Source organism: Halobacterium sp. KA-6 (assembly GCF_021029015.1).
Classification (GTDB): Archaea; Halobacteriota; Halobacteria; order Halobacteriales; family Halobacteriaceae; genus Halobacterium.
Window position 1 is genome coordinate 387,570 of sequence record NZ_JAJJZH010000002.1, and the last position, 22,887, is coordinate 410,456.

The window sequence follows — 22,887 nt, forward strand, 5'->3', positions numbered from 1 at the left end:
GCAGGCGGGCCGCTCGGATAACCTCACTGCTCGCCGAGCGCGGCCACGTCGCCCGCACCCGGTTCGTCGGGGAGCGTGTCGATGCAGTCGAAACAGAGGAAGAATTCCGAATCGTCGGTAAATTCGAGGGTCATCCCACCAGTTCCAGTGGGGTCCATCGTCCAGATGTCGCCGATGCCGCCGGCGACCCGGACGCTGTCGCCACAGCCCTCGCAGCGCTCGCTCATACCCACCGTTCGGGCTCGGCGGGCAAACCCTTTCGGCTGGACCGTCCTCGACAGTTAAGCGGCCGCGGGCCCACGTGCCGGTATGCGCGTGCTCGTCACGGGTGCCACCGGCTTCGTCGGCGGGCACCTCGTCCCCGAACTCGTCGCCGCCGGTCACGACGTCCGGGCGCTCGTCCGCGACCCCGAGCGCTACGACGCCCCGGAGGGCGTCGACATCGTCGCCGGCGACCTGCTCGACGCCGACTCACTCGCGGGCGTCTTCGACGGCGTCGACGCCGCCTACTACCTCGTGCACTCGATGGGGTCGGGCGGCGACTTCGCCGAGCGCGACCGTCGCGCTGCCCGGAACTTTGCGGCGGCCGCCGACGCCGCCGGCGTCTCCCGGGTGGTCTATCTCGGCGGCCTCGGGGAGACCGGCGACGACCTCTCCCCGCACCTCGCCTCGCGGCGCGAAGTCGAGGCCGTGCTCGCGGACGCCGCCTTCGACCTCACGACGCTGCGCGCCGCGGTCATCGTCGGCGCGGGGAGCGCGGGCTTCGACGTCGTCTACCAGCTCGTCGACAAACTCCCCGTGATGGTGACGCCGAAGTGGGTGCGCACGCCCTGCCAGCCCATCGCCGTCCGCGACGTCGTCGCCTACCTCGTGGGCGTCCTCGACCACCCCGAGACCGCGGGCGAGACGTACGAAGTTGGCGGGCCGCAGGTGTTGTCCTACGAGACGATGCTCGAACGCACCGCCGAACTCGCGGGCAAACGCCTCCTCGTCCTCCCGGTTCCCGTGCTCTCGCCGCGGCTCTCGACGTACTGGGTGGACCTCGTGACCGACGTCCCGAAGTCCGTCGCCCACCCGCTGATTCACGGCCTCAAGAACCCCGTAATCGTCACCGACCACGGCATCAGGGACGTGATTCCCGTCAAACTGACGCCGTTCGAGGACGCCGCCAAGCGCGCGCTCCGCGAGTACGGGGAGGCCGTCGATGAGTGACGCCGACCCCGAGCGAACGCAGGCGGTCTACGGCGAGGCGTGGGTGTACGAGAGCATCGTCGGCGCGATCCCCGGCGTCGACGTCTCGGACCGCACCGCCGTCCTCGTCCAGTTCGCGGGCTTCGAGGCGGTGTTGCTCGCGCTCGCGTTCGCCTACGACCTCCCCGGCACCGTCGTCCCCGGGACCGCCGCCGTCGTCGTCGCCGCGGCGGGGAGCGCGTTCATGCTCGACATCGGCCGACGCGCTCGGAACCCCGGCGTGCCGGTCCGCTACCGGCGACTCCTGTTCGCGTCCAGCATCGAAGTCGTGCTCGGCGTCGTCGCGTACGTCGCCCTCCTCACCTACCTGTTCGTCTACGACCCACGGGACGGTGCGACGCTGTTCGCCGCGCTACTCGGCGAGCAGCCGCCCGTACTCCCCGCGGCGTTCGCGCTGCTCGTGCTCTGGGACGTCTGCTACCGCATCGGTACGGGCTGGTGGGCGGCGGTCGTCGCGCTCTGGCGGTCGCTCGCCTACGACTTCGACGCCGACACCGCCGCCGTGGTGCGCGCGGTCGACCGGCGGACGCTGGCGTTCGGCGCGCTCCAGACCGTGATGCTGCCGTTCGTCTGGACGCACCCGCCGCTGGTGGTCGCCGTAGCGGGCCACGTCGCTGCGGTCGTACTCGTCGCTACGGGGTCGCTGCTCGCGATAAAACAGGGCGGCTAGTTCGACTGCAGCTGCTGGAACTGGTCGATGAGGTCCTCGGCGGAGTCGCCGTCCTCGAACTCCACGGAGCCTTCGTAGGTCGTCCGGGTATCGTCGTCGGCGACCTCGACGTTGTTGGTCTTCGCTTCGCGGCGCTCGTGTTCGGCTTCGTCATAGGCACCCATAGACATGGTAACAACTACCACCGTTGGAAGTTTGTTATTATGAATGTAACGGACGTTCAGGTCCGTCCGCCTAGAACGAAACCTGGCCGTGGCCGTCGGTCCCCATCGGCGTCGGGTCGCGGTCGCTGTACCCGATGCGGCCGACCGCGTCGGCGTCGAGGGCGCTGTACACCGCGAACGTCGCGTCCTGGGCGTCTTCGAAGCGCGTCTCGCCGGTGCGCTCGATGACGGATTCGAGGCTCTCGCTGCCGTCGGGGTGGGAGAGCTCGTGGTCCCCGATGGCGTCGGCCAGCTCGTCGGCGGTCAGCGGGTAGCTCTGCGACGCGAGGACGTCGGCGGTCTCTCGGAGTGTCATCAACATCACGAACTTTCACGATACACAAGTACGTTGCGCATGAACGATAATGAAGAATTTAATTTGTCTAAGGGCGATTGTATGTCAGATCGAGTCACACCAGTCCGTTTAGGTGTCGGCGTCCCACCGTCCTAGTATGGTCTACGCGGACCTCCACGTCCACACGCAGCACTCCGACGGCACGCTCACGCTCGACGAGGTGCCCGCGGCCGCCAGCGAGGCCGGCGTCAGCGCCGTCGCGGTCACCGACCACGACCGTATCCACCCCGGCTTCGACGCACCCGTCGACGAGCGCGCCGGCGTCGAAGTCGTCGCCGGCATCGAACTCCGCGTCGCGGCCGGCGACCAGCGCCTCGACCTGCTCGGCTACGGTGTCACCCCCACGGACGCGCTCGTCGCCGAGACCGACCGTATCCAGCGCGACCGCGTCGCACGCGGCCGCGCCATCATCGAGAACGTCGAAGCCGAACTCGGCGTCTCCCTCGACGTCGAACCCCGCGAGGGACTGGGCCGTCCGCACATCGCCCGTAGCGTCGTCGCCCACCCCGACACCGCCTACGACACACCAGACGCGGTCTTCGCGGACCTCATCGGCAACGACGGCCCGTGTTTCGTCGCCCGCGACGTCCCGGACTTCGAGACGGGCGTCGAACTCCTCACCGAGGCCTGTGGCGTCGTCGGCCTCGCACACCCGCTCCGGTACCCCGACCCCGAGGCCGCGCTCGCTCGCTGCGACGCGCTCGACGCCGTCGAACTCCACTACCCCTACAACCGACCCGTCGGCGAGGCTCCCGAGGACGACGGCCGCGCGTTCGTGGAGGCCGCCATCGACGAGTACGACCTCCTCCCCGCGGGCGGCAGCGACGCCCACGGCCGCGAAGTCGGGAAGACGGGCCTCGACGAGGCCGCCTACGCCGACTTTCGCGCGCGGCTCTGAGGACTGACAGAAGCGTGCCGGTGCCGTGAGGTTCAGGTAGTTGTGGGCCGAACGGAGACGTATGCAGTGTCACTACTGCGACCGGGACGCGGACCTCACCGTCGAGAAGGGCGGCCTGAAGGTCGGCGTCTGCGAGGAGCACTTCCAGGAGCGGCTCGACGAGCTGTCCGACAGCGAAGCCCTCCAGCAGCTCCGAGAGCAGCTCGAAATCGAACGGTCGTAGCGACCCCCGCACCGGTTCCGCCCGCTAACTGACGCCCTCCTTATCGGCTCGGGTCGACGTCGATTGCGTCGACCGGACAGACGTCCACGCAGAGCATGCAGTCGATGCACTGGGACTCGTTGGCGGGGTCGGCTTTCCGCTCGGACTCGGGGTGGCCGGGCGTGTCCACCCACTCGAAGACGTCCACCGGGCAGTCCTCCAGACAGGCGCCGTCCGCCAGACAGATGTCGAAGTCGACGGCGACGTGCGTGCCGTGAATCCCGAGTTTCTCCGGTTCGTCGACTGGCCCCCAGACATCGTGGCCCTTGTGCGTGTCCACCTGCTCACGGTTCTCGTGGAACTGCGGGTCGATTGCCATACCCACGATTCGGGCGCCCGGCAGTATCAACCCCGCGGGTATCACGTTCGCGCGCGACGAGTCAGGCTTATCCGAATTCGCGGCGTCGCTGCGTACATGCGAAAAGTCCGCCTCGACGACCTCGACTCCCGGATGGGGCCCGCCGACCGGAACGTCCCGCTGACGGACGCGCTCGGCGCAGCCAACGCCGCGCTCAACTACTACGAACTCGACGCGGGCGACAGCTTCGCGTACGGCCTCCACAGCCACGAGAACCAGGAGGAGATTTTCCACGTGCTCGCCGGCACGGTCACCTTCGAGACGCTCGACGTCCAGCAGTCCGCCACGCCCGACGAGGAGCCCGCCAGCACCGAGGAAGTGGAAGTCAGCGCGGGCGAACTCGTGCGCTTCGGCCCCGGCGAGTTCCAGCGCGGCGTCAACCGCGGCGACGAGCGCGTCCGCGCGCTCGCCATCGGCGCGCCACAGGAGGCCGGCGACACCGAGATTCTCCGCGAGTGCGAGGACTGCGGGGAGACCACCACCCAGACAATCGAACTCGCCGACGACCACTCCGAGATTCGCGCCGTCTGCGAGGCCTGTGGCGCGGTCACCGGGCGCTTCGACTGACGCGGCCGACGGTTTTCTTGTGTCCCCGTTCGTAGGTAGAGATATGTCCGAGCATCCGCCGCGGCTGGTCTTCGACGACGACTGCGGGTTCTGCACGTGGTGTGCGCACTTCGCCGAGCGCCACGGCGACGTCGAAATCGTGGGGTTCTCCGAGCTCTCCCCGGACCAACTCGCGCGGCTCCCCGCCGACTACGAGCGCTCCGCGCACCTGCTCACCGCCGACGCCGTCTACTCCGGGGGCGCCGCCATCGAGCGCACGCTCGCTCACGACTTCCCGGTGCTCGAACCGATTTTCGCGGTGCTGCGCGAGGTGCCGGGCTACGAGAACCTCCGCGAGCGACTCTACCGCTGGGGCGCGAACAACCGCGACCTCCTCGGGAAAATCGTCCGCGACGAGCCGCCCGCCCGGCGTTAATCGAGGCCGGACAGCGCCTCGAACACGTGGTCCCGCAGCGCGTTCGCGTGGGACGCCGTGGCGTCGGGACCGTGCTGATTCTGGACGTACAGCGACTCGAAGAAGTAGACGGTGTGCAGGACGGCGTACAGCGACTGCTGCCGGTCGAAGTCCTCGGGAAGCGGCCGTACCCGCTCGTAGCCGTCTCGGAACGCCCGCTGTGGTGTGTCACCATCGAATACCGAGAGAACGGTCCGCCAGTAGTCGAATCCGGCGGGGGCAGCAATCGCGTGCTCGAAGTCGACGACACACGTCACGTCGCCGCCTTCGACCGCGACGTGCTCGGGTGACCACCAGCCGTGACAGCAGACTGGGTCGCCGGCGTTCCCGAACAGGCCCGAGTTAGCTCGGAGGGCATCGAGAACGGCGTCTGCGACGTCCGCGTGCCCGTGGTCCGCGAGAAGTGGTCGACGCCGACGAACGTACGCGATCGCCGCCGCTCGCCAGTCCGACTTCACGGCATGCGGGGTCTCGTCCTCGAACTGGAGGGACCCGTAGCCGTCGAGGTGCGCTGCAGTCTCCTCGTGGAGGATCGCGATCCCGCTGCCCGCCGCTCGTGCCCACGGTTCGTCCGCCCGCTGGTCGCCGTCGGGTGCCGGCGCATCCGGGTGCCACGCGGCGACGAAGTAGTCGCCGCCTACCGACAGCACGTCCGGAACGGGGACGGTCGTGTACTCGCCGACGAACCGCGTGACCCGTCCCTCAGTGCTCGCGCTCCCCGTCGGCCCGGTGTCGCCCTTATAGACGGCGTGCTGGCCGTCCACCCGTACCTCGCACACCTCGTGGGGCGGCACCGCGTGGAGTTGGCGGCCGATACTGTGCTCGTCGAACGCTGCGTCGAGTCGGTCGTGGACGTGTTCAGTCATGAGAGTCCGCCGCGTGACGTGCAGCGGCCGGTCGCCCACAGCGCAGTGCTGCAGCTACAACCGTGAGAACGTACTCGGACGGATTCACCGGACTACCGTAACAGTTCGGGGCTGGTACCGGCACGCGAGGGCCATCGTGGCCTGCTCGCCGCGTGTCCCGCGAGAGCCGCGTCAGTCCGCGGCCTTCGGCTGGACCAGCGACTGCGTGAAGTTCTCGAACAGTCGTTTCGCCTCGCAGGCCGCCGCGTAGTTCTCGGGTGTGATGCCGTCCAGTACGTCCTGTTTGCGCTCGTCGCCGAGGTCGTCCTTCCGCGTGGTGACGTCCGCGGCGGTCTCGGTGTCGTACTCGGGGTGGAACTGGACGCCCACCGACTCGCCGAGGCGGAACGCGTGGACGCCGTAGTCGTTCTCCGCGAGCAACTGCGCGCCCGGCGGCAGTTCCACGACCGCGTCCGAGTGCGTGGTGAACGCGGTGAACGTCTCGTCAATGCCGTCGAACAGCGGGTCGTCGGCGACGCGCTCGACGCTCCGGTAGCCGATTTCGTACTCACCCATGCCGTCGACGCGACCGCCCAGCGCCGCCGCGACGACCTGGTGGCCGAAACAGATCCCGAGGACGGGGACGCCCGCGTCGTGGCAGTCCGCGACGTGCGCCACGAGCGAGTCGATCCAGTCCTCGTCCCAGTACACCGACGACCGCGACCCCGTCACGACCACGCCGTCGTAATCGTGGCTCTCAGGGAGGTCGCCGTCGGCGGCGTGGAACTCCACGAGCTCCGCGTCAAGTTCGCGGCGGAAGTTCCGCGTGGTGTCGGTCGGGTCGTGGGCCGCGTTCAGCAACGCGACGCGTGGCCGGCTCATGGCAGTTCGAAGTCGACCGCGGTCAAAAGGCGTTTCGGCACCCACACGTCCTGTCGCAGTGTCGGGGACGGGGATGACAAGACGTCTCCGCCTCTCCCGTCGGTAGTCGGACTGTACGATGCGCTGCGTGGTAACGGCTAACGTATTAGAACAGAACGCTACGGAACGACGCAAACGTTCGCGACGTCTCCGAACCACCTTTGGTGCGCTCGCCCCCTCCTCGGACGTAGGATGCGCGCCATCAAGGACAGCGTTCACGACTGGGTGGAGGTCGACGGCGTCGCCGAAGCCCTGCTGGACACGCCGCCCGTCCAGCGCCTGCGCCACATCAAGCAGCTCTCGACGATTCGATTGGTCTACCCCTCGGCGAACCACACGCGCTTCGAGCACTCCCTGGGCGTCTTCCACCTCGCCGACCGCGCGCTCGACCACCTCGACGTCACCGGCGCGCGTGCCGACACCGTCCGCGCCGCCGCCCTCCTCCACGACGTCGGCCACGGCCCCTACGGCCACCAGACGGAGGGCATCATCCAGCGCCACCTCGGCCGCCACCACGACGACGTCGCCCATCTCCTCGTGGACGGCGACATCGGCGACGTGCTGTGCGACCACGGCCTCGACCCGGACCGGGTCGCCGCGACCGTCCGCGGCGACGGCAAACTCGGCCAACTCGTCGCGGGAGAGTTGGACGTTGACCGGATGGACTACCTCGTGCGAGACGCCCACCACACCGGCGTCCCCTACGGCACTATCGACTACGGCCGGCTGCTGCGCGCGCTCACCTTCCGCGGCGACGACCTCGTGCTCGCGGAGGGCAACGTCGCCACCGCCGAATCCCTACTCGTGGGGCGCGCACTCATGAACGCAACCGTCTACCGCCACCACGTCTCCCGCATCGCAGGGTCAATGCTCGACCGCGCGGGCGAACGCCTCCTCGACACCGCTGCCGTCGACCCAGAGTCGTTCGCGCGCATGACCGACGCCGAATTACTGGGCGCGCTCCGCGAGCACGACGCCACCGCCGACGCCGCCCGCCGCATCACCGAACGCGACCTCTATAAGCGCGCCGTCTGGGCCGAACGCGGCGACGTCCCCGGCGACGTCGTGGACGCCGACCACGCGGCCGTCCGTGCGTTCGAGCGTGAGATTGCCGACACCGCCGGCGTCCCCGACAGCGAGGTCGTCGTGGACAACCCCGGCCACCCGTCGATGCCCGAGTCCTCCGTGCGCGTCGTCGTCGGTGACGAAATCCGGCCGCTCGACCAGCAATCCCCGCTCGTGCAGGGCCTCCAGGAGTCCCAGCGCGTGCAGTGGCGCTTCGGCGTCTACGCGCCCGACGAACACGTCCCCGAAGTCGCCGCTGCGGCGGAGCGCGTGCTCGGCCTCGACGGCGTCGGCGACACCTCAGAACAGTAGCGCGCGCCGTTACGCGCTCGCGACTTCCCGCAGAATCTCCGGTGCGGCTTCCAGCGCCTCGTCGAGTTTCTCCGTGTCGGGGCCGCCGCCCTGCGCGAAGTCCGGCGGGCCGCCGCCGCCGCCGCCCACCATGCTCGCGAGTTCGCCGACGACGTCGCCCGCGTTCACGGGCACGCCCTCCGGCACCGCGACGACGAACTGCGCGCCGTCCTGCCCGGAGCCGACGACCGCTATCTTGCCCTCGGCCACGAGCGCGTTCGCCGTCGCCTGGAGTTCGTCCATGTCGCCGTCGAGGCGCTGGACGACTGCCGTCGTATCCGCGACCTCGACCTCCTCGCCGCCGGCGCCGCCGGAGGCGCGCGCCTCCGCGACCTGTTCTTTGAGGTCCTCAATGGTCTTCCCGCGCTCCTTCCACTCCGTGAAGAACCGCTCGGCCGTTTCGGGCACTTCCGAGGGTGCCACGTCGAACGTCTCCGCGGCCGCCAGCAGGTCGTCCTCTAACTCTTGGACGTGCTCGATGGCGGCGTCGCCCGCGGCGAACGTCAGCCGCTCGACGCCGTCCTGCACGCGCTCGGTGTTCAGCAGCTTGATAGCGCCGATTTCGCCGGTGCGGTTGACGTGCGTCCCGCCGCAGGCCTGGACGTCCTCGGCGACGTGAATCAGGCGGATGTTCTCGCCTGCCGGAATCCCGCCCTGGTAGAGGTCGAAGCCGTACTTCTCCTCGGCCTCGTGGCGGTGGGGCCACTCGCGCTGCACGCTCGTGTTCTCGCGGACGATGTCGTTGGCGACGCGCTCGATGCGCTTGGCCGTCTCGCGGTCGATGCGCTCGTAGTGCCGAACATCGATGCGGGAACTCTCCGTCCCCTTCTGCGCGCCCGCCTGCCGGACGTGCTCGCCGAGCACCTCGCGCGCAGCGTGGACGACCACGTGCGTCGCGGTGTGGTGAGCCATCAGGCGCTGGCGGCGCTCCATGTCGATTTGGCCGCGCACGAACTCGCCCTTCCCGGGGTCGTCCGTGGTGCGGTGGAGCACCACGCCGTCGCGCTTCTGGACGTCCACGACGTCGACGGACTGATCATCCGTCGCCAGCGTGCCGTGGTCGGCCGGCTGCCCGCCGCCTTCGGGGTAGAACATCGTCTGGTCGAGCACCACGTCGTACACCTCCTCGCCGTCCTCTTCGCGCTCGAAGACGTCCAGGACGACCGCCTCAAACTCCGAGCGGTAGGGGTCGTCGTAGTACAGCGCCTCCGTCTCCGGGAGGTCGTCGAGGCGTTCGTCCTCGCTCTCCTCGGTTTCGAGCGCCTCCGCGGAGTCGTGGCGCTCGGCGACCAGCGAGTAGAAGTCGTCGGACGCGTCGACGCTCGCGCCGACCTCGCTGGCGATGTCCTCGACCATGTCCGGCTGGATGCCGTGGGAGTCGTACAACTCGATGAGCTCGCTGGTTGGGATGGGGTCGCCGCGCTCGGCGTACTCCTCGGCGAGCTGGCGGACCTTCCGGCCGCCGCGTTCCAGCGTCTCGGCGTACTTCTCGACCTCGCTACGGACAATGCTGCGGATGGTGTCGCGGTTCTCGTAGTCAAGGCGCTCGGCCTGCATGTCCACGAGTTCGTCCAGCGGCACGTCCGCGCCGACGTTGTCCACGAGGCGCTTCGTGCGGCGCAGCACCATGCGCGCGAGGTAGCCCGTGCCGACGTTCGACGGCACGATACCGTCACCGAACATGTACGCCAGCGTCCGGGAGTGGTCCGCGATGGCGTAGATGTCCTCGAGCGGACGCAGCAGGTCGAGGAGCCGCTCAGTCTCGACGCCAAGCTGGTCGGCGATGTTGTCCCGCGCCGCCTCGATGTCCTCGGCCTCGTCGATGTCGAGGTGGCCCGCGAGCTTCGCCGCACGGTGGACGAGCTGCTCTTCCTCCTCGGTGTGCTCGATGCCCGCTTGCTCTTTCAGGAACTCGATGGTCTCCGGGTAGATGGCCTCGTAGACGGTGGGTGTGCCCTGGCTCACCCACGTCCAGCGCTCCAGCCCGTAGCCGGTGTCCACGATGTACGTGTCCATCGGGCTGTAGCGGTTCCCGTCCTTCATCTCGTAGTCACCCTCGGGGTCCTGTTCCATCGACATGAAGACCAGCGTCCCAAGCTCCGCCCCCTTGTAGATGACCTCGAAGGCGGGCCCGGCGTTGCCGCCGCCGACCCACGGGTCCTCGATGTACGTGATTTCCCCAGGGTCGGCGCCCATGTCGACGAAGAACTCGTCGCAGTACGCGACCGTCTCCTCCTTCCAGTACACTTCGCCCTCGTAGGCGTACTCCTCGTCGGTGTCCTCGCGGGCGTTAAACGCCGTGTGCGACATCATCTCGAACGCCATCGTGTGCCGGCCCGTCTTCCCGACGTTGTCGATGTCCTGCATCCGGATGCAGGGTTGGCTGATGGTGAGGGGGTTGGCGGGCGGCGGCGTCTGCCCAGAGGTCACCAGCGGCTGGAAGTCGTAAATCGAGGCCTGCGTTAACAGCACGTCGTCGCGCCACCGGTTCGCCGCGACCGGGTACGGGTCGATGCGCTCGTGGTCGTGGTCCTCAAAGAACGAGAGGAACCGCTCGCGCATCTCTTCGAGGGTGTACTCGTCGTCGAACCCAGGGTCGTCGATGAATTGGTAGTCCTCGCAGGGGGGTTCGCCGCACGTTTCACGGTCCGGGTCGCGCGTCCAGAAGTGCGCCCCGCACTCCGTGCACTCCCGTCGCTCGAAGTCCTCCTCCTCGAAGTAGTCGAGGCGGTACTCCGACTCGAGGTCGCTCATTACCAGTATGATGGCCGACCGACGAGTAAAACAGTTCCGGGGCTGACTCGTGGCACCGAAGTCGCCGTTCTCCGGGGAGCGTCAGGCTTACGGCTGCTACGCCGTAATCGCGCTACCATGCCCAACCGTCGGTTCTCGCGGCGTGCCCTCCTCGGCGCACTCGGCGCAGCGGCGGCCGCGACCGCCGGCTGCACCGCGCCCGCGGAGGCCCCGGGTCCTCCCAGCCAGTCCACCGAATCGGGGCACGAAATCTCTCTGTCCAGCGACGCCAGTTGGACGACGTACGGCTACACGCCGGCCCACACCGGTCACAACTCGAACGCCAGCGGCGTCGTCGGCGACCCCACGAAGGTCTGGGAGGGGTTCGTTGACGGCATCTACACGCTCCGCGAGCCCGCAGTCGCGGACGGCCGGCTGTTCGTCCTCATCGTCGACGACATCGTGGCCTACGACGACACCGGCGACGAGGACTGGCGCGCCACCAGCGACTGCACTCAGTTGACGAGGATGGCGGTCGGCGGCGAGAGGCTGTACGTCGGCAGCGAACAGCTGTTCGCGCTCAACGCCGAAACGGGAGAGGTTCAGTTCGAGCTCACGGAGAACGTCTTCCACCTCACGTACGGCGCGCCAATCGTCGTCGACGACGTGCTGTACGCCGGCATCTGCATCAAGGACGAGGCCGGCGCGATGTACGACAACTCCGTGCGCGCATTCGTGTAGCCGGCGAGACGGGCCGCGCCCTCAACGGCTAAACGGCCGGCGCGTCTGTCCCCGCGTATGGGACGCATGGTGGATGGTGAGTGGCGCACCGAGGAGGAGATGATAGAGCACGGCGAGAGCGGCGAGTTCGAGCGCGAGGAGACGACGTTCCGCAACTGGGTGGGCGAGGACTACCCCGCCGAGTCCGGGCGCTACCACCTCTATGTCTCCTACGCGTGCCCGTGGGCGCACCGGACGCTGCTCACGCGCGCGCTTAAGGGCCTCGAGGACGCCGTCTCCGTCAGCGTCGTCGACCCCGTGCGCTACGACCAGGGCTGGGAGTTCGACCCCGACAAGCCCGGCGCGACCCCCGACCACCTCTTCGGCTTGGAGTACCTCCGCGAGGTGTACGCGCAGGCCGACCCCGAATACACCGGCCGCGTCACCGTGCCCGTGCTCTACGACACGGAAGCCGACACCATCGTGAACAACGAGAGCGAGGAGATCATGCGGATGCTCGACGTCGCCTTCGACGATTTCGCGACCCGCGACGTCGACCTCTACCCCGAGGGCTATCAGGACGAGGTCGACCGCCTCATCGAGGACATCTACGACCCCATCAACAACGGCGTCTACCGCGCGGGGTTCGCGGACAGCCAGCGCGCGTACGACAACGCCGTCGACGACCTCTTCGAGGCGCTCGCGCACTACGACGACCTCCTCGCCGACCAGCGCTACCTCGCGGGCGACGTGCTCACCGAAGCCGATATCGCGATGTTCACGACCCTGTACCGCTTCGACGAGGTCTACCACACGCACTTCAAGTGCAACCGCAACCGCATCGTCGACTACGACAACCTCTGGCCGTACCTCCGCGAACTCTGTCAACTACCGGGCGTCGCGGACACGCTCGACATGAACCACGTCAAGCAGCACTACTACCGCAGCCACGGCCACCTCAACCCGAAGCGTCTCGTCCCTACGGGCCCGAATCCGGACTTCTTCGCGCCCCACGGCCGGGACGACCTGCCGGGCGGCCCGCCCGCGGACCTCCAGCAGTAGTTACTCCTCGCCGTCGAAGTTCGGGCCGCCGCGCACGCAGTCCTACTCGCGAGCGTTCAGCGCGACTGACGCGAGCAGTGCTTCGAGTTGGACGCGCTCGTTGGCACCCTCCGCGATGCGGTAGTCGGCTTCGCCGAGGCGGTCGAGAAGCCGGACTGCGGCCGCTTCCTCGACGTCGAATTCCCAGACTGAGCGGTGGACCTGGTCGATGATGTCGCCGCCGGCGAGCCCGCGGTTCGAGATGAGGTCGTCAAGCGTCGAGCGCGCGGCCGTGAAGTCGCCCGCGATGGCCTCCGTGACCATGTCCTCGATTTCCTCGGGGCGGGCGGTCGCCGTGATGGCGAAGACAGTCTCCTCGTCCACGACGTCGCCAGTCGCGGAGGCCGCCTGCAGGGCGTTGATGGCGCGGCGCATGTCGCCGTCCGCGGCGTAGACGAGCGCGTCGATGCCGTCGTCGGTGTACTCGAGGTCCTCGCGGTCCGCGAGGTCGCGGAGGTGGGCGGCGACCGCGTCGTCGTTAATTGGCGAGAACCGGAACACCGCACAGCGGGACTGAATCGGGTCGATAATCTTCGAGGAGTAGTTACAGGATAGGATGAAGCGAGTGTTCTCGGAGAACTGCTCCATCGTGCGGCGCAGCGCGGACTGAGCGTCGTCGGTGAGTGCGTCCGCCTCGTCGAGGAAGATGATGCGGTGGTCGTAGCCGCCGAACGACGTGCGCGCGAAGTCCTTGATGCGGTCCCGAACCACGTCGATGCCGCGCTCGTCGCTGGCGTTCAGTTCGAGGAAGTTGTCCTGCCAGTCGTCGCCGTAGATTTCCTTCGCGATGGCGATGCTGGCGGTGGTCTTCCCGGTGCCTGCAGGCCCCGCGAACAAGAGGTGCGGGAGGTCGTCGCGGTCGACGTAGCTCTGGAGGCGCTCGGTAATCGAGGGGTGCCCGACGACGTCTTCGAGCCTCTGTGGTCGGTACTTCTCCACCCAGATTTCCTGCCGACCGCCGGCGGCGTCTGCCATACGCACACTCAGGCCCTACCCGGCCTTAAAGGCCGCGAGACGGCGAGCAGTCGCCTCGGCACCTGCGCACTGTAACCCTCGACACGCCCGCAAAACGGACGTGTTACGGCTTCGACCCACACCTAAAGTTAAGTCCGTGAGGGGTGACAGGTCGACCATGCGTCCCTCCACTCCCCGCCGTGCGCTCGCGGTCGCCCTCGTCGCGGTCCTCGCAATCTCGACGTTCGCCGGTGTCGTCGCCGCCGACGACCAGGCCGGTGGCACCATCGTCGTCGAGGAAGGACAGACAGTTACCGACGGTCTGCAGGCGACCGCCGGCACGGTCGTCGTCCGCGGCACCGTCCAGGGTGACCTCGAAGCGTTCGCCGGGACCGTCGAAATCACCGAATCCGGCACCGTCACCGGCAACCTCGGGGGAGCCGCCGGCTCGATTCGCATCGCCGGGACCGTCGAGGGCAGCGTCGACGCCGCCGGCGGCAGCATCGACATCACCGAAACCGGCGTCGTCCGCGGTGACGTGAAAGCCGGCGCGGGCTCGTTCACCCACGCCGGCACGGTCAACGGGAGCGTGCGGGTCGGCGCTGGGAGCGTCACGCTGACCTCGACCGCCTCGGTCGGCGGCGACTTCGTCTACGACGGCGAATTCACGCAGGCCGACGGCGCCACCGTCGGCGGCGAGGTCCGTCACGACCCCGACCTCGGCTCAATGCAGGTCTCCGTGCTTCCCAATATCGCGGGATGGCTCGTGACGCTGTACTTCCTCGCGCTCACGCTGTTCGTCGGCGCGCTCCTGCTGGTCGCGCTCCCCGGCGCCTCCGCGACCGTCGCCGACGCCACCGCAAACTCGCCGCTACGCACGCTCGGCGCGGGTTTCCTCACGCTCGTCGGCGCGCCGTTCGTCTTCGTCCTGCTGTTGTTCACCATCGTCGGCATCCCGATAGCCGTCGTTGGGATGTTCCTCTACGCGCTCGTCCTCGCGCTCTCGTACGTCTGGGGCGCGTACGCCGTCGGCGAGTGGATACTCGGACTCGCCAACCGCGAGAGCCGCTGGCTCGCACTCCTGGCCGGCGTGCTCGCAATCCACGTCGTCAGCTACGCGCCGTTCCTCGGCGGCCTCATCGAGTTCGTCGTGCTGCTGTTCGGGCTCGGTGGCCTCACCGTCGCGGGCTACCAGCACGTCCGCCGTCGCCGCGCCGACGACGCTGAATCGACGGCCTGACCGCCACAATCGCGGCGCCTAAGGCCGCCCGCCGGCTACCAGCACTCATGCGCGTGACCGTCGAGGTGGTCGGCGACGACACCCACGAGTTCGACGTGACCGACGAGACGTACGCCGACCTCCTCGAAGCAGTCGACCTCAGCCCGCATGAGGTCTCGGTGATGGTCGACGGGACGCCGGTCCCCGAGGACCAGCCCGTCGACGCCGAGCACGTGCGCGTGCTGCGGCTCATCCGGGGTGGGTAGCGTGCCGACGGCGGGACCGCGCGGTATCGTGGTTCGCCGAGCGTCGACCCGCGACCACCTCGGCGTGATGCGCGTGCTCGACGGCGCGAATCTCGAACTCCCCAGCGAGACCGCACAGCGACGCATCGACGCCGGTACGGTCGTCGTCGCGGACGACGACAACCGCATCGTCGGTGCGCTCGTCGCCGTCGGTAGGGAGCAGGGAGTCCACATCGAGGCAATCGCAGTACGCCGGCGCCGACGCGCGGACGGCATCGGCACCGCGCTCGTCGAGCACGCCGCCGGCAAGTGGACGCCGCTGACGGCGGACTTCGACCGGAGCGTGAAGCCGTTCTACGATTCATTAGGTTTCGACTGCGAGAAACGAGGCGACCGGTATCGTGGAATTCTAGACTAGCGGCTCGACGAGGTCGCGGCCCGCCGCGAGGAGGTCGTCGACGCGCTCTGGGCTGTCGCCCTCCGCGTACACCCGCATCTTCGGCTCCGTGCCGGAGGGCCGGACGAGCAGCCAGGAGCCGTCTTCTAAGAGAATTTTGAAGCCGTCCGTGTCGTTGACGCGCTCGACCAGGACGCCGGCGATCTCGTCGGGGAGCCGGTCTTCGAGTTCGTCGAGGACCGCGGCCTTGCGGTCGTCCGGGCAGTCGACGCTTACCTTGTCCTGGTGGATGTCGCCGAACTCGTCGGCGATGGCGTCGAGGCGGTCGTCGAGCGGGCGCTCGCTGGCTGCCGCGCCCGCGAGCAGCGCCATCAATACGCCGTCCTTCTCGCGGACGTGCCCGCGCATCGTGTACCCGCCGGACTCCTCGCCGCCGAAGAGGGCGTCGTGGGCGCCCATCGCGTCGGCGACCCACTTGAAGCCGACCGGCGTCTCCACGACCTCGCAGTCGTGGACGTCGGCGAGGCGGTCCACGAGGAACGTCGTCGACACTGTCCTGACTGCGGGCCCAGTATCGCTTTCGAGGAGGTAGTCGTACGCGAGCGCGTAGAAGCGATTCCCGTCGAGGACGCCGCGCTCGGGCGTGACGACGGCGACGCGGTCGGCGTCACCGTCGTTGGCGACGCCGAAGTCCGCGTCGTGCTGGTCAACCGCGAGCGCGAGCCCCTGCAAGTTGGCTTCGTCGGGCTCCGGGGGCGTGCCGCCGAACTCGGGGTCGCGGTCGCAGCGCTCCCGAATCACCTCCGCGCCGGCAGCTTTCAGGAGGGCGTCGGTGACGCCGCGCCCGCTCCCGTGCATCGCGTCGTAGACGACCGTCAGCCCGGAGAGGTCCGCGTCCACGAGGTCGCGGCAGTGCTCGGCGTGCGGCGTCACGAGGTCGACCTCGCGGACGTCGCCCTGCAACGGGCCCTCCACGGGCTCGCGGAGGTTCGCCTCGATGGCCTCCGTGACCTCGGGGAGCGCGGGCGCGCCGTCCTCGGGAATGAACTTCACGCCGTTGTACTCGGGTGGATTGTGCGAGGCCGTGACGACGAGCGCGCCCGCGAGGTCGCGCTCCACGATGGCGTGCGCGACCAGCGGCGTCGGGCAGTCGCGCTCGGGCAACAGCACGTCGAAGCCGTTCGCCGCGAGCACGCCCGCGATGTCCTCGGCGAACCCTTCCGACGTCTCGCGGGCGTCGTAGCCGACCGCGACAGTCTCGCCGGCGTGACCCTCGTTGGCGAGGTAGTCCGCGGTAGCCTGTGCGACCGAGCGGACGCGCCCGCTCGTGAACACGTCCAGTGTCGCCCGCCAGCCGTCCGTCCCGAAGGAGATGCCGTCCATGTCCGGGGCGTCGCTGCGTCGCGTCAAAATCCCTGCGGTCCCCGCGGTGAGCCCGGACGACCACGTCGAGTTTTATCCGTCCGCCACCGAACGCGGGCACATGGACTTCACACCGCTGGTCGTCGGCGTCACCGGCAGCCAACGCGCCACCAGCTACACGCGCCGGGCCGTCGAGCACGCACTCGACGGCGCCGAGCGCGCGGGCGCCGACACCGACCACGTCGACCTCGGCGCAGCCGACCTGCCGCTGTACGACCCCGACCGCGATATTGCGGACGCCGGCGACGCCGAAGCGCTGCTTGAACGCGTGCGGGCCGCCGACGCCGTCGTCGTCGGGTCGCCGAACTACCACAGTAGCTACTCTTCGACGTTCCGGAACTTCCACGACTACTGCGGGTTCGACGAGTACGAGGACACGTCCGTCGGCCTCGTCGTCGTGGCTGGCGGCGGCACCATCGCGTCGCCGCTGGACCACATGCGCATCACGATGCGGGGCGTCCACGCCGACGTCGTTCCCGAGCAGGTCGGCATCCGGAACGCCTCGCGGTACTTCGAGGACGGCGTCCTCACCGACGACGACCTCGCTGCCCGGCTCGACGAAGTTGCTGACGCTGTTATCGACGCCGCTTACCGGTGGGAACTCGCCGAGCGCTGACTACGGCCACGGATCGTCCTGCTCGGCGACGAGCCGCTCTTTCTGCCGGCGCGAGCGCTGCTTGAGTTCGTACTCGCGGCTCATCGCCGCCGATTTTGTCTCGAAGGATTCGACGTACTGGAGGGTGACGGGGGTGCGGCCGCGCGTGTACTTCGCGCCGTCGCCGGCGTCGTGTTCGGCGACGCGGCGCTCGACGTCCGTCGTGTAGCCCGTGTAGTAAGTGCCGTCGCTGCACTCTACCACGTAGACGTAGTGCACGCCCGAAGCGAGGGCGTTCGGATAGGACTGCGTTTCGGTCAGGCCCGGCGGGCGCGGTCTTTCGACACTTCGGCGATGCCGACGTTCGCCGCACAGTTCGGGCACGCGTGGAGGCGACCGTCCTCGTCGGCGAACACGCGCGCGAAGTTCTCGGAGACGTGGGCGTCGCAGTGGTCACAGCGGGGCATTATCGTGGTCCCTGGCGCGGGTGGCCAGTGTGTGAAGGTACACCACACTCGAATAAGTGGGTTTTCCCAATTTCGAACAAAATTTGGCCAAATTCGAATCTGAGTTCTCCTTCCCGGCTTCGTGCGAGCGAACGCCGCGGCTCGCCGACAGGATTCACCGCGCGTGCGCCTGTAGGAAGGCGTGAGTAGCCGCTACGGCCGCGTCTTATGGGAAGCCTTATAAGGAGGCGAGGAAAAAACCAGGTCGTATGGCAGACCTCATCGTCAAGGCCGCTGTGAAGGAAGAACTCGACGACAAGAACGTTGCCTCCGACTTCTACGAGGCGCTCGACGAAGAAGTGTCGGAGCTCCTCGAAGACGCCGCGGCTCGCGCCGAGTCCAACGGTCGCAAGACCGTCCAGCCGCGCGACCTGTAACTAGGTTCGACCCTTTCGTTTTTTGCGACGCCACGCCCCGTAGCTACGCGTCTGTGACCCGTACGCCGTCCTCGGTCCCCACGTAGACAGCGTCGGCCAGCCCGACGAACAGGCCGTGCTCGACGACGCCCGGGAGTTCCGACAGCGCCGCCGCCACTTCGCCGGGGTCGTCGAGCGCGCCGAACTCGCAGTCCAGCACGAGATTGCCGTTGTCCGTCACCACCGGGCCATCCTTGCGCTCGGCGGCGCGGAGTTCGGGCTCCCCGTTGAGCGCGCGCACGCGCTCCGCGACGACCGGCTGCGCGTCCGGCAGTACTTCGACTGGCACGGGGTAGTCCAGCGCGTCCACTTCCTTCAAGGGATCCGCGACGACGACGAACCGGTCCGCGCTGGCGTCCACGTACTTCTCGCGGGCGTGCGCCGCGCCGCCGCCCTTCACGAGGTCCGTGCCCGCGACCTGGTCGGCGCCGTCGATAGCGAGGTCGACGGACGCCTCCTCCAGCGTCGTCAACGGAATCCCCGCGTCGATGGCGAGCTGGCGGGACTGGTACGACGTCGGTACGCCCTCAACGTCGAGGTCGCGTTCGCCGATGGCGCGAATCGCGTGCGCTGCCGTGCTCCCCGTCCCGAGCCCGACGACCATCCCGTCCTCGACGTCGTCGGCTGCCGCTTCGCCCGCGCGTCGCTTCGCCGCGTCGCTGCCGCCCGTGTTCTTCATACCCGTAGCGTGGTCGACCACCGACCAAAAACCCACGCGCTCGGCGAGAGAGGGGGGTGGGGAGCGGCATCCGCGTAGCGTCTCGTTTCTGCGAACGGGGAGCGGAGCGACCCGTGAGCAGTTCACTCGCGGCGAAGCCGCGAGGCCAACGACTGAGGGACGCGAAGCGGACCGAAGGAGGAGTGCTTTTTCCGCAAGTTTTTGCAAGGGAGGGAGCGCCAGCGACCGAGCGCTGGAAAAAGTGGGCTTTTAGTTGCCCGTCCACCGCAGCAGCGCGAGCGTTCCCTCGAACAGCGCAATCATGGTGAGCGCGACGATGATGGGGACCACACCCGTCGGGTCAATGGCGCCAAAGGTGAACGAGATGCCGGCGAACGCGGCCCAGAACAGCAGGCGGCGGTCTTCGAGCCACTGGCGGGTGGTGACGCCGAGCATGATGGCGAGCATTATGAACAGCGGGATCTGGAACACTACCGCCAGGTACCCCATCACCATGAGGATGAGGTTGAACGTGGAGCCGAGGGCGAACGCGACGTCCGCGGTGTTCTCGGTGTAGCCCTGGAAGTAGTCCATCGTGTACGGGAGCACGAGGAGGTACGCGAAGAGGACGCCGAGCACGGCGAGCACGAGGCTCGTCGGAACGGCGGCGAGGTAGTAGCGGCGCTCGTGGCGGTAGAGGCCGGGGCGCATGAACGCGTACGACTGGTAGACGAACACGGGGAGCGCGATGACCAGGCCCGCGAGGCTCGCGACTTTCACTTGCGTGATGACGAGCTCGAGGGGCTGGTAGACGCGGGGGTCGACGGCTTCGCCGCCGGGGAGGACGTAGTTCCAGATGGTGGTGATAAGGCCCTCCGTGAGAGGGAAGACGGCGACGCTGACGAGCGCGGCGATGGCGATGACGATGGCGAGCCGCTTGACCATCTCCTCGACGTGGACGGCCAGCGGCTCTTCGACGTCGGACTCGGGCGCGTCCAGACCGATGCCGTCGTCCGGGGGTGCTGGGTTCTCCTCGGCGTCGACGACGGAGTTCTCGCGCGGGTCGAGCGAGGCGTCCTCGTCGGGTTCGTCGGCCTGGTGGTCGTCGTCGGCGAGCAGTTCGGGTTCGCCGCCCGACGCGGGGTCGGCGCTCTTGTCGCCCGCGGCCGCGATGGCGTCGTCGTCCCAGTCCCACTCGTCGCCGTCGTCCGGCTCGACGCGCTCGACGGCTGGCGTGAGGTCGCGCCACTCGTCGTCGCGGGCGACTCGCGGGCCTGCGTAGCCGTCAGCGGCGTCGACGCGGCGAACCGCGGGCGAGAGGTCCTCCCACTCGCTGTGCCCGCTGTCCGCGCTGTCGACGGGACGGACGGCTGGCGCGAGCCCCTCCCAGTCGTGGTTGCGGTCGCGCCCGCCGTCCGGTTCCTCGGCCATTCGTGTCCGTGCTTTGGCGACGGGGGCGTTATAGGCTTTCTTTTGGGCGCGGACGGGAAGATTGATAATTCCGAGTGGGTTAGCCCGACTCAATGAGTAGCTCCGGCTCGGGCCCGATAGACCCCAGTACGGCCCGCACCATCGAGTCCGGCCGGCAGACGCTCGGTGTGATGCTCCGGACCGCCCAGTCGAAGCTCCAGCACGTCTTCATCGCGTTCGTCGTCGGGCTAATCGGCGGCATCATGGCGATGCGGCTGTACGTCTGGCCGAAACTCGAGGAAGACCTCCTCGTGGAGACCGCGAACGTCATCGCGCAAACGCCGTTCGACGTCATCCTGATGCAGGTGAAAATCGGCCTGTTCACGGGGGCCGCGCTCGCCATCCCCGTCCTCCTCTACCACGCCCGCGAGCCGCTCGTGGAGCGCGAAATCATCCCCGACGTCTCCGTCTCCCGGCTCAACGTCGCGCTCGTCGCGCTGGTCTGTGCGGGACTGGCGTCCGCCGGCGTCGCGTACGCGTACTTCCTGTTCTTCCCGCTGATGTTCGAATTCCTCGCGAGCAACGCCGTGGGCGCGGGGCTCGCGCCGAAGTACTCCATCGTGAAGTGGACCGAGTTCATCCTCTTCCTCGCGCTCTCGTTCGCGCTCGCGGCCCAACTCCCGCTGGCCGTGTCGGCGTTCTCGTACTCCGGTATCATCCCCTACGAGACGTTCCGCGATAAGTGGAAGTACGCGGTCGTCGGCATCTTCGCGTTCGGCGCGTTCTTCTCGCCGCCGGACCCGTTCACCCAGATTCTGTGGGCGTCCCCGCTCATCCTGCTGTACGGCCTCTCGCTGTACTGCGCGAAGGTCGTGGTGACGATGAAGCGCGGCCGCGAGCACGTCGACGTCCGCGGCGTGTTCCGCGAGCGCTGGAACCGCGTGCTCGGCGTCGGCGTGCTCGGGTTCGCCGCGGGTTACGCGACCGGCCAGTACGGCGGCATCGAAGCGTTCAACGCCGGCCTCGAATTCATCGGGTCGTCGGTCCGCGTCCCGACCGTCAGTGACGTGCTCGGCGTCGACCCGGCGACCGGCTATCTCGTGCTCGGCGGAGCGTTCGCGGTCGTCGCGCTCACCGCGGCGGCGCTATACTACACGTACGTCGCCATCGACCGCGCCGCCCAGCAGGTCGCACAGTCCCGGCTCGGGCAGCCCGAGAACCCCGGTGACATCGACCTCGACGAACTCCACGCCGCGGGTGTGCGGGCCGCGCCCCCGGAAGCGTTCGCGTCGCTGACCGAGGACGAGGCGCTCTCGACGGCCAACCGCGCGCTCGAAGCCGACGACGACGAGAAGGCGCAGGCGGTCCTCGACCGCTTCGACGAGGTCCACGCCGACCTCGACGAGGAAGCCGTCGAAGCGGAGCAGGCCGCCGCGGACGAAGAGTCGAACACGGTCCAGAGCACGGCCGCGGGGATGATGGACGCGTTCACCGAGGAGGAGACCACCGAGGACGACATCGGCGGCTACTACTACGACATCCGGTTCGTGTTCTCTAGCCTGCGCTCGCGGGCGTTCCGCATCGTCGGGACGTTCATGGCGCTGATGGTCGGCATCTTCGGGTGGCTCTACTACGGCGGGTTCCGGGAGATCCGGGACAACTTCATCGCGCGCATCCCGGCGGACGTCCGGCCGCTGGCGACCGGCGGCGAGTGGCCCATCACGCTCCACCCCGTCGAGGCGCTCGTCTTCCAGGTGAAGATTTCCGTGGTGTTGGCCGCCATTGGCACGCTTCCCGTCATCATCTACTACATCTGGCCCGCGCTCTCCGACCGCGGCTGGGTGACCGGCGACCGCCGCGTTATCGCCGTCTGGGGCGGCGGGCTTGTCGGCGGCCTCGCGCTCGGGAGCTACCTCGGGTACTCGTTCGTCGCGCCCGAGGTCATCTCGTTCCTCGTCTACGACGCGCTCGACGCCGGCATGGTAATCAGTTTCACCGTCAGCACGTTCGCGTGGATGGTGTTCCTGCTGACCGTGGGTATCGGCATTCTCGTCGACATCCCGGTGACGATGGTGCTGTTTCACGCCGGCGGCATCGTCTCCTACCAGACGATGCGGCGGCGCTGGCGCGTGCCGGTCATCAGCGCGTTCGCGTTTAGCGCGCTCGTCACGCCCGACAGCCTCTACACGATGCTGCTCATCGCGTTGCCCATCGCCATCATGTACCTCGTCGGGCTCGCCATCCTCGCCGTCGTGACCCTCGGCGGCCGCCGCGGCGGCTCCGCCTCGACACGAACGGCTTAAGATATTCC

General features: G+C 68.4%; 28 protein-coding genes. 15 read left to right on the forward strand and 13 right to left on the reverse strand.

Annotated features, from left to right (window positions below; genetic code table 11):
• Positions 1-23: 23 nt before the first annotated feature.
• A complete protein-coding gene (locus LPA46_RS07055) occupies positions 24-227 on the reverse strand; it encodes a DUF7561 family protein (RefSeq protein WP_230891948.1) in 204 nt (67 codons plus the stop codon).
• An 82-nt stretch (positions 228-309) separates the two neighbouring features.
• Between LPA46_RS07055 and LPA46_RS07060 the strand changes: the two genes are divergently transcribed.
• Complete coding sequence (locus tag LPA46_RS07060; protein WP_230891949.1) at positions 310-1,212, forward strand: NAD(P)H-binding protein; 903 nt, start codon at positions 310-312, stop codon at positions 1,210-1,212.
• Positions 1,205-1,921, forward strand: a complete 717-nt coding sequence (locus LPA46_RS07065; RefSeq protein WP_230891950.1) for a DUF7530 family protein — start codon at positions 1,205-1,207, stop codon at positions 1,919-1,921. Before LPA46_RS07060 ends, LPA46_RS07065 begins: the two co-directional genes overlap by 8 nt.
• Here LPA46_RS07065 and LPA46_RS07070 read toward each other — a convergent pair.
• Together LPA46_RS07070 and LPA46_RS07075 are read right to left on the reverse strand one after the other, a co-directional pair.
• Entirely contained in the window at positions 1,918-2,091 is a 174-nt protein-coding gene (locus LPA46_RS07070) for a DUF5786 family protein (protein WP_169793419.1), read from the reverse strand. The two genes, LPA46_RS07065 and LPA46_RS07070, sit on opposite strands and share 4 nt — an antisense overlap.
• 64 nt (positions 2,092-2,155) lie before the next feature.
• Positions 2,156-2,440: a DUF5789 family protein gene (locus LPA46_RS07075; protein WP_230889788.1), complete on the reverse strand. Its 285-nt coding sequence runs from the start codon at positions 2,438-2,440 to the stop codon at positions 2,156-2,158.
• A 136-nt stretch (positions 2,441-2,576) separates the two neighbouring features.
• Here LPA46_RS07075 and LPA46_RS07080 point away from each other — a divergent pair, with 136 nt between their 5' ends.
• Both LPA46_RS07080 and LPA46_RS07085 read left to right on the forward strand, forming a co-directional pair.
• A complete protein-coding gene (locus LPA46_RS07080) occupies positions 2,577-3,377 on the forward strand; it encodes a PHP domain-containing protein (RefSeq protein WP_230891951.1) in 801 nt (266 codons plus the stop codon).
• Between the two features lie 61 nt (positions 3,378-3,438).
• Entirely contained in the window at positions 3,439-3,600 is a 162-nt protein-coding gene (locus tag LPA46_RS07085; protein ID WP_230889786.1) for a DUF6757 family protein, read from the forward strand.
• Between the two features lie 40 nt (positions 3,601-3,640).
• Here the strand turns inward: LPA46_RS07085 and LPA46_RS07090 are convergent, their stop codons facing one another.
• Positions 3,641-3,958, reverse strand: coding sequence for a 4Fe-4S dicluster domain-containing protein (locus LPA46_RS07090; RefSeq protein WP_230889785.1), 318 nt, complete (start codon positions 3,956-3,958; stop codon positions 3,641-3,643).
• A 96-nt stretch (positions 3,959-4,054) separates the two neighbouring features.
• On the opposite strand from LPA46_RS07090, the gene LPA46_RS07095 reads away from it, so the two are divergent.
• Complete coding sequence (locus tag LPA46_RS07095) at positions 4,055-4,564, forward strand: cupin domain-containing protein (protein ID WP_230891952.1); 510 nt, start codon at positions 4,055-4,057, stop codon at positions 4,562-4,564.
• 43 nt (positions 4,565-4,607) lie between these two features.
• A complete protein-coding gene (locus LPA46_RS07100; protein ID WP_230891953.1) occupies positions 4,608-4,979 on the forward strand; it encodes a thiol-disulfide oxidoreductase DCC family protein in 372 nt (123 codons plus the stop codon).
• On the opposite strand, the gene LPA46_RS07105 is transcribed toward LPA46_RS07100, so the two are convergent.
• Positions 4,976-5,923: a phosphotransferase family protein gene (locus tag LPA46_RS07105; protein ID WP_230891954.1), complete on the reverse strand. Its 948-nt coding sequence runs from the start codon at positions 5,921-5,923 to the stop codon at positions 4,976-4,978. The two genes, LPA46_RS07100 and LPA46_RS07105, sit on opposite strands and share 4 nt — an antisense overlap.
• Before the next feature lie 132 nt (positions 5,924-6,055).
• Positions 6,056-6,745, reverse strand: coding sequence for a type 1 glutamine amidotransferase (locus tag LPA46_RS07110; protein WP_230891955.1), 690 nt, complete (start codon positions 6,743-6,745; stop codon positions 6,056-6,058).
• A gap of 231 nt (positions 6,746-6,976) precedes the next feature.
• Between LPA46_RS07110 and LPA46_RS07115 the strand changes: the two genes are divergently transcribed.
• Positions 6,977-8,161 carry an HD domain-containing protein gene (locus tag LPA46_RS07115; protein ID WP_230891956.1) on the forward strand — a complete coding sequence of 395 codons (1,185 nt, stop codon included), beginning with the start codon at positions 6,977-6,979 and terminating at the stop codon, positions 8,159-8,161.
• Between the two features lie 9 nt (positions 8,162-8,170).
• On the opposite strand, the gene alaS is transcribed toward LPA46_RS07115, so the two are convergent.
• Complete coding sequence (alaS, locus tag LPA46_RS07120; protein ID WP_230891957.1) at positions 8,171-10,954, reverse strand: alanine--tRNA ligase; 2,784 nt, start codon at positions 10,952-10,954, stop codon at positions 8,171-8,173.
• Between the two features lie 117 nt (positions 10,955-11,071).
• Here alaS and LPA46_RS07125 point away from each other — a divergent pair, with 117 nt between their 5' ends.
• Both LPA46_RS07125 and LPA46_RS07130 read left to right on the forward strand, forming a co-directional pair.
• Positions 11,072-11,674: an outer membrane protein assembly factor BamB family protein gene (locus LPA46_RS07125; RefSeq protein ID WP_230891958.1), complete on the forward strand. Its 603-nt coding sequence runs from the start codon at positions 11,072-11,074 to the stop codon at positions 11,672-11,674.
• Positions 11,675-11,731: 57 nt separating this feature from the next.
• Positions 11,732-12,715 carry a glutathione S-transferase family protein gene (locus LPA46_RS07130; protein ID WP_330166326.1) on the forward strand — a complete coding sequence of 328 codons (984 nt, stop codon included), beginning with the start codon at positions 11,732-11,734 and terminating at the stop codon, positions 12,713-12,715.
• A gap of 42 nt (positions 12,716-12,757) precedes the next feature.
• Here the strand turns inward: LPA46_RS07130 and LPA46_RS07135 are convergent, their stop codons facing one another.
• A complete protein-coding gene (locus LPA46_RS07135; protein WP_230889776.1) occupies positions 12,758-13,729 on the reverse strand; it encodes a replication factor C small subunit in 972 nt (323 codons plus the stop codon).
• 157 nt (positions 13,730-13,886) lie between these two features.
• Between LPA46_RS07135 and LPA46_RS07140 the strand changes: the two genes are divergently transcribed.
• The 3 genes from LPA46_RS07140 to LPA46_RS07150 are packed head-to-tail and all read left to right on the forward strand — an operon-like array spanning position 13,887 to position 15,590.
• Complete coding sequence (locus LPA46_RS07140) at positions 13,887-14,948, forward strand: bactofilin family protein (protein WP_230891959.1); 1,062 nt, start codon at positions 13,887-13,889, stop codon at positions 14,946-14,948.
• Between the two features lie 47 nt (positions 14,949-14,995).
• Positions 14,996-15,193, forward strand: a complete 198-nt coding sequence (gene samp2, locus LPA46_RS07145) for a ubiquitin-like small modifier protein SAMP2 (protein ID WP_230889774.1) — start codon at positions 14,996-14,998, stop codon at positions 15,191-15,193.
• Positions 15,194-15,221: 28 nt separating this feature from the next.
• Positions 15,222-15,590 carry a GNAT family N-acetyltransferase gene (locus LPA46_RS07150; protein ID WP_442908216.1) on the forward strand — a complete coding sequence of 123 codons (369 nt, stop codon included), beginning with the start codon at positions 15,222-15,224 and terminating at the stop codon, positions 15,588-15,590.
• Here LPA46_RS07150 and LPA46_RS07155 read toward each other — a convergent pair.
• Positions 15,582-16,952 (reverse strand): phosphoglucomutase/phosphomannomutase family protein, encoded by a 1,371-nt coding sequence (locus LPA46_RS07155; protein WP_230889773.1) that lies wholly within the window; start codon positions 16,950-16,952, stop codon positions 15,582-15,584. The two genes, LPA46_RS07150 and LPA46_RS07155, sit on opposite strands and share 9 nt — an antisense overlap.
• Before the next feature lie 100 nt (positions 16,953-17,052).
• Here LPA46_RS07155 and LPA46_RS07160 point away from each other — a divergent pair, with 100 nt between their 5' ends.
• Positions 17,053-17,607: an NADPH-dependent FMN reductase gene (locus LPA46_RS07160; RefSeq protein ID WP_442908219.1), complete on the forward strand. Its 555-nt coding sequence runs from the start codon at positions 17,053-17,055 to the stop codon at positions 17,605-17,607.
• Here the strand turns inward: LPA46_RS07160 and LPA46_RS07165 are convergent, their stop codons facing one another.
• The gene (locus LPA46_RS07165) at positions 17,608-17,865 is read right to left on the reverse strand and encodes a GIY-YIG nuclease family protein (protein WP_230889771.1); all 258 of its coding nucleotides are present in this window, start codon (positions 17,863-17,865) and stop codon (positions 17,608-17,610) included.
• A gap of 38 nt (positions 17,866-17,903) precedes the next feature.
• On the reverse strand, positions 17,904-18,053 hold the full coding sequence (locus tag LPA46_RS07170; protein WP_169793417.1) for a DUF7563 family protein: 150 nt from the start codon (positions 18,051-18,053) through the stop codon (positions 17,904-17,906).
• Between the two features lie 248 nt (positions 18,054-18,301).
• Between LPA46_RS07170 and LPA46_RS07175 the strand changes: the two genes are divergently transcribed.
• Positions 18,302-18,469 (forward strand): DUF1931 family protein, encoded by a 168-nt coding sequence (locus tag LPA46_RS07175; protein WP_058984427.1) that lies wholly within the window; start codon positions 18,302-18,304, stop codon positions 18,467-18,469.
• A gap of 43 nt (positions 18,470-18,512) precedes the next feature.
• Here the strand turns inward: LPA46_RS07175 and rpiA are convergent, their stop codons facing one another.
• Together rpiA and tatC are read right to left on the reverse strand one after the other, a co-directional pair.
• The gene (gene rpiA / locus LPA46_RS07180) at positions 18,513-19,187 is read right to left on the reverse strand and encodes a ribose-5-phosphate isomerase RpiA (RefSeq protein ID WP_230891961.1); all 675 of its coding nucleotides are present in this window, start codon (positions 19,185-19,187) and stop codon (positions 18,513-18,515) included.
• A gap of 249 nt (positions 19,188-19,436) precedes the next feature.
• Entirely contained in the window at positions 19,437-20,597 is a 1,161-nt protein-coding gene (tatC, locus tag LPA46_RS18985; RefSeq protein WP_330166327.1) for a twin-arginine translocase subunit TatC, read from the reverse strand.
• 92 nt (positions 20,598-20,689) lie between these two features.
• Here tatC and LPA46_RS07190 point away from each other — a divergent pair, with 92 nt between their 5' ends.
• The gene (locus LPA46_RS07190; protein ID WP_230891962.1) at positions 20,690-22,879 is read left to right on the forward strand and encodes a twin-arginine translocase subunit TatC; all 2,190 of its coding nucleotides are present in this window, start codon (positions 20,690-20,692) and stop codon (positions 22,877-22,879) included.
• Positions 22,880-22,887 lie beyond the last annotated feature (8 nt).